Origin of the sequence: Haloferax sp. Atlit-4N (assembly GCF_003383025.1) — an archaeon.
Taxonomy (GTDB): Archaea; Halobacteriota; Halobacteria; order Halobacteriales; family Haloferacaceae; genus Haloferax; species Haloferax gibbonsii.
In genome coordinates this window covers 1-6,344 of the sequence record NZ_PSYY01000019.1, presented here as the reverse complement: position 1 = coordinate 6,344, position 6,344 = coordinate 1, and the positions used below count along the sequence as shown (strand labels likewise).

The 6,344-nt window shown below is 64.8% G+C and carries 10 protein-coding genes and 1 pseudogene; all 11 read left to right on the top strand.

All coding sequences use genetic code 11. The annotated features are described in order from the left end of the window. Nucleotides 1-598, top strand: a 598-nt coding sequence (locus tag C5C07_RS21390) for a hypothetical protein (RefSeq protein ID WP_158546611.1), incomplete at its 5' end; no start/stop codon positions are given. Between the two features lie 170 nt (nucleotides 599-768). Beyond that, on the top strand, nucleotides 769-909 hold the full coding sequence (locus C5C07_RS21385; RefSeq protein ID WP_158546610.1) for a hypothetical protein: 141 nt from the start codon (nucleotides 769-771) through the stop codon (nucleotides 907-909). Between the two features lie 174 nt (nucleotides 910-1,083). Next, entirely contained in the window at nucleotides 1,084-1,752 is a 669-nt protein-coding gene (locus tag C5C07_RS20155; protein ID WP_115806021.1) for a hypothetical protein, read from the top strand. Beyond that, the gene (locus C5C07_RS20150) at nucleotides 1,749-2,126 is read left to right on the top strand and encodes a hypothetical protein (RefSeq protein WP_115806020.1); all 378 of its coding nucleotides are present in this window, start codon (nucleotides 1,749-1,751) and stop codon (nucleotides 2,124-2,126) included. The genes C5C07_RS20155 and C5C07_RS20150 overlap by 4 nt, the downstream gene beginning before the upstream one ends. After that, complete coding sequence (locus tag C5C07_RS20145) at nucleotides 2,126-2,407, top strand: hypothetical protein (RefSeq protein WP_115806019.1); 282 nt, start codon at nucleotides 2,126-2,128, stop codon at nucleotides 2,405-2,407. Before C5C07_RS20150 ends, C5C07_RS20145 begins: the two co-directional genes overlap by 1 nt. After that, the gene (locus C5C07_RS20140; RefSeq protein ID WP_115806018.1) at nucleotides 2,401-3,294 is read left to right on the top strand and encodes a hypothetical protein; all 894 of its coding nucleotides are present in this window, start codon (nucleotides 2,401-2,403) and stop codon (nucleotides 3,292-3,294) included. Before C5C07_RS20145 ends, C5C07_RS20140 begins: the two co-directional genes overlap by 7 nt. Beyond that, nucleotides 3,287-3,523 carry a hypothetical protein gene (locus C5C07_RS20135; protein ID WP_115806017.1) on the top strand — a complete coding sequence of 79 codons (237 nt, stop codon included), beginning with the start codon at nucleotides 3,287-3,289 and terminating at the stop codon, nucleotides 3,521-3,523. The genes C5C07_RS20140 and C5C07_RS20135 overlap by 8 nt, the downstream gene beginning before the upstream one ends. Beyond that, nucleotides 3,520-3,789, top strand: a complete 270-nt coding sequence (locus C5C07_RS20130; RefSeq protein ID WP_115806016.1) for a hypothetical protein — start codon at nucleotides 3,520-3,522, stop codon at nucleotides 3,787-3,789. Before C5C07_RS20135 ends, C5C07_RS20130 begins: the two co-directional genes overlap by 4 nt. A gap of 117 nt (nucleotides 3,790-3,906) precedes the next feature. After that, on the top strand, nucleotides 3,907-4,599 hold the full coding sequence (locus C5C07_RS20125) for a hypothetical protein (RefSeq protein WP_115806015.1): 693 nt from the start codon (nucleotides 3,907-3,909) through the stop codon (nucleotides 4,597-4,599). Continuing rightward, nucleotides 4,599-5,660, top strand: coding sequence for a hypothetical protein (locus tag C5C07_RS20120; protein ID WP_115806014.1), 1,062 nt, complete (start codon nucleotides 4,599-4,601; stop codon nucleotides 5,658-5,660). Before C5C07_RS20125 ends, C5C07_RS20120 begins: the two co-directional genes overlap by 1 nt. Beyond that, nucleotides 5,657-6,344: pseudogene (locus C5C07_RS20115) on the top strand (hypothetical protein); the annotation flags it as partial. The gene C5C07_RS20120 and the pseudogene C5C07_RS20115, both read left to right, overlap by 4 nt.

The window sequence follows — 6,344 nt, the reverse complement described above, 5'->3', positions numbered from 1 at the left end:
CACCGACACGCAGGACACCGACAACGCGACGGTCATCGACGTCAACGTCAACAACACGGCCGACCGCGCGGTCTACCGCATCGGCGACTCCTTCACGAACAACGACGTGACTATCGAGGAGAAGCACCCGTGGCTCAGCCAGATTTCGTCGAGCTACGACACCAACATCGCGTCGTTCGAACTTGACTCGGTCGCAACGGGTCCGAACGCGACCCACGAGGTCGACCTTCCGAACGGCACGGTCTCTGAAGCCTTCGCGCTCGCCGCCGAGGACGAGGACGACGGTGCGTTCCTGCCGCTCATGGCGGTCAAGGCAGAGGGCGACGACGGCACGGTCCTCATCCCGGTGTTCGTCAACGAGAAGTCCTCCGAGTGGGACTTCCTCGACGATGACGAGGCGTACGCAGTCTACGACGCAGAGGCTGGGGAACTCAGCATCATGACCAACGGCGACGAGCGCTTTAACGGCGTCGACGAGACGACGTACACGCTCGCCGGCAACGACGGCCTCGGCTTCACCGAGACGTTCAACCTGTTCCAAGACCTCGGCGCGGGCTACACCGACAGCATCATGAAGACGGTCGCGGCCTCAGTGTGAGGTAGCTGATGGAACTCGGCTCCTACCGGAAGCGGGCGCTGTGGCTCCCATCGATGGGGTGACGCGTGACGCGTATTGACGCCGCCCGCCGCCTCGCGCTCGGCATCGTCGTCATCCCGTACATGGTGGCCGTCCTCGCGACGCTCATCGTTGTGGGCATCCCCGTGTGATTGCTCAACAACCTGTGGGCGGTCGCGACGGGGACGCCGTTGCTCGGCGAGAACAGCCGTGTCGGCTACTACCTGTACTGGGCGCAGAACAACCTCCAAGCGGTCGTCTCCGGCCGTGGCGAGGTCCGCTGGCTTCCCTAACTGGGACGCCCCTCCCCGTTGGCACCTGTACCCCTACCCCTCCCTTCTTCCCGGTCTCGTGGTCGGCACGGCCGTCCGTTCGAGTCGGACACCGGGTGTTTGCGCCGCGGTCTCGCGGCGCGACCGCATCGCTCGCAGACTATCCACTCATACTCATGAACTCAACCTGACACAATGACCCAAGCATCGAAGCGCCGCCTCGCGCTCATCCTCGTGGTCGCGCTCATTGCGAGCGCGGTCGCGCCGATGGGCGTGGCGGCACAAGACGACGGCGACAGCGACACGGGGCTCCTCGAAGCGCTCACCGGTAAGGCGGTCGACATCGCCGAAGACCCGGTCGGCGCGGCCAAAGCGGCGAGTGCGTTCTTCCGCGGCGCGGCGGAGAACATCGCCTACGCGAACCCGCTGCGCGAACCCACTCGCGACGCCCGCGAATGTGCGCTCGACATCCAGTCGGAGTTCAACGCGAACAACGAGACGTACATCGCGTACGCCAACGAGCGCATCATCGCGAACACCGACTACGACACCGTTCGGATTCGCTGTGAGACCGACACCGACGATGGCGACAACGGCCAGACTGTGTTCTTCGTCGCGGATATCAACCAGACGACCGGCAACGTCACGTCGGCGCGCATCGTCAACGAGACGAGTCGGAGCGTTGACAAGCTCGTGACGCTGTCGGCCCTCGCCGCGGAGGAAGGCCCCGACGACCTCGTGGACTTCCGCGAGGAGTACGTCGAGACCAACACGACGCCCGAAGGCGCGTTCGGCCGACGGATGGCCGGGAAGTACGCCGGCCACGTCGAGGGAACGTTCGACTTCATCGGAGGCGACGAATGAGCATCCGCGGGCAACTGAGCGGCTTCGCTCGGAACGCGTGGGGCTACGCGACCAACTGGTCGCTCGATGACATCCTCCTGCCGAGCATCGTCGATACCATCAACTGGATAGCGTCGCTCGTCCCGAGGTCCCTCGGGATTCGGCAGACTACGCCGCGCGAGCAGATAAACGCGAACATCGTGTTCATCTTCTTTTGGGCGACGCTGTCGGCCATCTCGTTCGGGGCGACGCTCGCGCTGGTGTTCGTCCACCTGTTCCTCCTCGGCATCGGGGTGTGGCGGTGGCTGCCGGCGTTCAACGAGCTGTGGCGTCGCGGCCGGTCGCGACTCCCCATCCCCGACGACATCGACATCCCGTTTTGGAGGTCCGAGTGATGGGCTTGGAGCAACGCATCCGGCTCTGGTTGGAGAACGGCGAGCGCATCGGCTTTCGTCTCGGGGCGATGGCCGTCTTCGCATCGGTCGTCCTCGGCCTCGTGGTCCTCGCAGTCGCCGCGAACTCGGTCCTCCTCGGCGTGCTCTCGGCGGTCGTCCTCGGCATCATCCTCCGCGAGTTCCTCCCCGAAGACCGCATCCAGTCGTGGGCACGGTCGTACGCGACCGGGGAGGCCGGCGACCGCTGGCGTCGCCGCCTCGGGAGGCTGGTGCCATGGTGAGGCTTCGGCACGTCCTCGTGGTCGCGCTCATCGTGAGCATGGTCGCGCCGGCGCTCGCGACGTCCGCGGTCGCACAGACAGAGACCTGCCAGACGTACGTCGAGCACCTGTCGTTCCGGACTGACGCGGCGACGGTCGACCGCGTCGCCAACGGAACTGAGGCAACGTCGACGGCGAAGAACACGCGGGTCCGACTCGTCGAAGACTCGGTGTTCTATCGCGTGACTGCCGAGAACCCCAACGGCTACTGCGTCGCCTTCCGCGTCGAAGTCTCCGAGGACGCGATGCCGGCGGCACAGCTCCCCGGCGAAGTCGAATCGACCGACGGCAACGTGACTGCGACGTGGGACGCGATTCGCGACTGGAACGACTCGGAGACGTTCACCCGAATCGAGTTCACGCTTGGTCCCGGCGAGACGGCGGCGTTCGCGCCGAACCAGTACCGCGTGGAAGCGCTCTCGTGGTCGTCCGAACAGCGGACGCGAGCGACGGGCACGTGGGAGCGCGTCAAGAGCGCGTTCGGCGACGAGTCGGACGTGACCCAACGCCACTACGAGTTCGCCCCCGGCGAGAAGACGACCATCACGGTCCCGCTGGAGAACCCACAAACCGGCGAGTCTGTCGACGAGTGGGATGCGCTCTACTCGACGGACGGTGACACGTGGAAAAGCGTGCCGACCGACTCGGCGAAACCGGTGTTCGTGCAGGCTGACGACGACGAGAACGCTGTCCGGTTCACATTCAACGACCCGGACGCGGCGGTGAAGTTCGTCGTCGAACCGACGATGCGCGACAAGGCATCGTGGGAAGTGAATACCTACTTGTCAGGATGGAAAGAAATTCTCAACGGTCCAGATAGTTCGTTCGGCGGGTGGTTCGATGGATAACCTGTACGTGGCGCTCATCGCCGCACTCGTGGGGCTTGTCCTCGCGCCGGCCATCATCGCGGGCGGTGGCTTCATCATCGCCATCGGCCTCATCGTGGTCATCCTCGCGGTCCTCATCGGCGGCCCCGAACTCTTGGACATCTACAAGACGAAGTCGATGGGGCAGTACAGCGGTCTCGACACGCGCGACCTCGTGCAAGGTAACGGCGACCGGAGGGATGACAAGTGACCGCGGGCACGCTCGTACTCGGCTTCGGGGCCATCATCCTCGGCGTCGTTGCCGGGGAGGTCGTGGCCCGCCGATTCGGCGGGACGGCCCGCGTGTACGGCGACCTCTCGCAGGCACTCTACGCCGCGTTCATGCTTGTCATCGTGTTCGCGCTCGCCTTCGCGGGCGGTGTCTACACCATCTTCGCCATCCTCCTCATCGTCCTCTACTACTCGATACTCCGGACGCGCACGAACGACGTCCGGCGCAAAATCAACGGTGGCTAACCATGGACGTACCCTCGACGTTCACCACACCACCTGACAACGCCCTTCCGCCCGAGTCTCGTCCGCGTTGCACCGCCGACGCTGAACCAACCCCTGCTTCTCACACCGAATCGAACGATGCCGATTGATACCAACGTCGGAAGTCCCAACTCCCGACCCGACCACGAACAGCACAAGCGCCAACAGCAACGGCTCTCGCACATCGAAGAAGAGCTACTCGACATGCGCCCGGACATCCACGACGAGGACCTCCGGCGCGCTATCTCGAAGTGGTTGCTCATCGCGACGCGAGCCCGCGCGGGTGACGCCGAAGAACACGTCTCGTCGTTGCTCGCAGAAATCCGACGGGACAACCCAATGTACCGGACCCGCGAGTACGACAGCGGCGACGCGTGCTTCCCCGACCGGTGCAAAGACTGCGAGCACTACGGGGTCGCGTGCCCGGTCGTCACGGACAACGACCAAATCGACCGTCGCGAGCGCATTATGGAAACTGCCGACTCCCAGAGCGAACTGCGCCGTCAGCTCCGAGACTACGCTATCGACAACGGGTGTGTCGTGCTCCAAGAGGAACTGACTAACATCGCCGAGACGGTCCAACCGCTTGTCGAACACGGACAGCTCCTCTTGATGGCTGCCCAAGACGTGGTGTTCTTCCAAGACGAGTCGGAGGCTGTCGCTCGCGCACGGGCCGCAAAGGAAACGCTCGAAGACCTGTCTGTCGGCTCCGTCGCCGCGGACAACCTCGACGACCTCGATGACCTGGAATCGCAACTGGACGCCGCCGAAGAAACTGAGTGGGGCTACTGATGGCGGCCATCGACCCCATCTACATCGCCGTCGCGCTCGTGACGTTCGTCGTCGCCGCGGTGGGCGTCTACGTCCTTCGGAAGCGCTTCGGGGACGACGACACGCCCGAGTCGGCAGAGGAGCGACTGGAGGCCGCGACACAGGCACGTGAGGACTACTCGCTCCCGGTGACCAAACGGGTCGCCGGGATGACGTCGGTCGCGAAGTGGGCGCTCGGCGCGGTGGGCGTCATCTTCGCCGTCATCGCCTACAACGTCTACTCGTTCTACCAGACCGGGTCGCCGGCGCAGATGCTCTACGCCCAAGAGACGCAACTGGCGGTCATCGTCCTCACCGCAACGGGCGTCGGCATCGGCTACGAGCGCCAGCGGGCGACGAAAGAGGGGACGCTGACAGTCATCCACGAGGCAGACCCCAACAACGGCGGCGAAGAGACCGTACAGACGGTTCACTTCAAGACCAACGACATCCTCGCAGACGACCACGGGCAGGTCCTCGCCGAGTACAAGCGGAACCGGATGTTTGGCCTCTTCCGGCAACCGAAGCGGGTCGCCGACGACCGCCAACTCCGGGCGGACGGCGACGTCTACCGGCCACTTTCTGACAAAGTCATGCACAGGCTCCCAGCACACGCCATCGAAGTCGCGCCGAACCACTACGTCTTCCGGACCCAAGGGTCGAAGACGACGAGTTCGCCGACTGCGACGGCCGATTACGAGTACAAACCCCCGTTCAACCTCTCCCAAGAGAACCTGCGACGCTACCGCTCGAACATGGAGATGATGCAGGTCGACCTCGAAGAAGCGAAGTCGCTCAACGCACAGCTCCACAAGAAGGTCCGCGACCTGCGTGAGCGGCTGACCAACACCGAGACCGACACGTACCAGGAACTCCTCGAACTCATCGAGCAGATTAGTCGGCTGACGAACCGGAGCGAACAGACGACGCTCCAACAGGTGCCGGCGGAAGCCTTCGGCGGTCGCCGGTCCCGGCAGACACAGAACGGACAGAGTGGCCGCGGGAACTCGCGGAACGGACAGTACGGTGGTGACGACCGATGACGCGCGCGCCACTCGTGCTGGCCGTCCTACTCGTCCTGACGGCCATCGTGCCCGTGGGCGCGGTCGCGGCCGCGCCATCGTCGGCGGCGCAGGAGGCGCTCGACTCGCCGGCGACAGTCGCACAGGTGTCGACATCGAACAACACCACGTCGACGGGGCCGACTGTCGCCGACCAAGCCCGCGTGACGGCCGTGACGTTCGACGAGGACTACCTGCGGACGACGCGGGAAGACGAGAACAGCTTCAACGCGACCGGCTCGTATGCCGTGTTCGCAGTCTCGCAGAACGTCGAAGCGGCACGCGTGACCCAACCGAAGGCCGAAGCGAAGGTGCTCGACGGGGCGCGGACCGTCCGCGTGTCGTTCGCCCCCGACGCCGCGCCGCCGGGTCAGCGGTCGCTCTACACGCTCGAACTCTACTTCGAAGACGGCTCGACGCGGTCGTTCGACCTCTACGCCTCGCAGACGGACCAAATCGTCGCGAGCGCGGAGCTACGCGAGGCCCAAGACCTGCTTGACCAGATGCGCGCCGACGCCGAAGAGCGCGGCTACGCGACCAACGTAGACGGCTTAGAGGACTTCTACGAGTGGCAAAAAGAGCAGGCAGAGCTGTTCTCGAACCTGTTCGGCCCGCAACTGGAGAAGTTCTTCGCGTGGCTCATCTTCACCGTCACGACGCCGTTCG

Excerpts from the sequence above, each read along its gene's own strand:
- C5C07_RS20155 (WP_115806021.1), top strand. The coding sequence starts at position 1,084 with ATGACCCAAGCATCGAAGCGCCGCCTCGCGCTCATCCTCGTGGTCGCG.
- C5C07_RS20150 (WP_115806020.1), top strand. The coding sequence starts at position 1,749 with ATGAGCATCCGCGGGCAACTGAGCGGCTTCGCTCGGAACGCGTGGGGC.
- C5C07_RS20145 (WP_115806019.1), top strand. The coding sequence starts at position 2,126 with ATGGGCTTGGAGCAACGCATCCGGCTCTGGTTGGAGAACGGCGAGCGC.
- C5C07_RS20140 (WP_115806018.1), top strand. The coding sequence starts at position 2,401 with ATGGTGAGGCTTCGGCACGTCCTCGTGGTCGCGCTCATCGTGAGCATG.
- C5C07_RS20135 (WP_115806017.1), top strand. The coding sequence starts at position 3,287 with ATGGATAACCTGTACGTGGCGCTCATCGCCGCACTCGTGGGGCTTGTC.
- C5C07_RS20125 (WP_115806015.1), top strand. The coding sequence starts at position 3,907 with ATGCCGATTGATACCAACGTCGGAAGTCCCAACTCCCGACCCGACCAC.
- C5C07_RS20120 (WP_115806014.1), top strand. The coding sequence starts at position 4,599 with ATGGCGGCCATCGACCCCATCTACATCGCCGTCGCGCTCGTGACGTTC.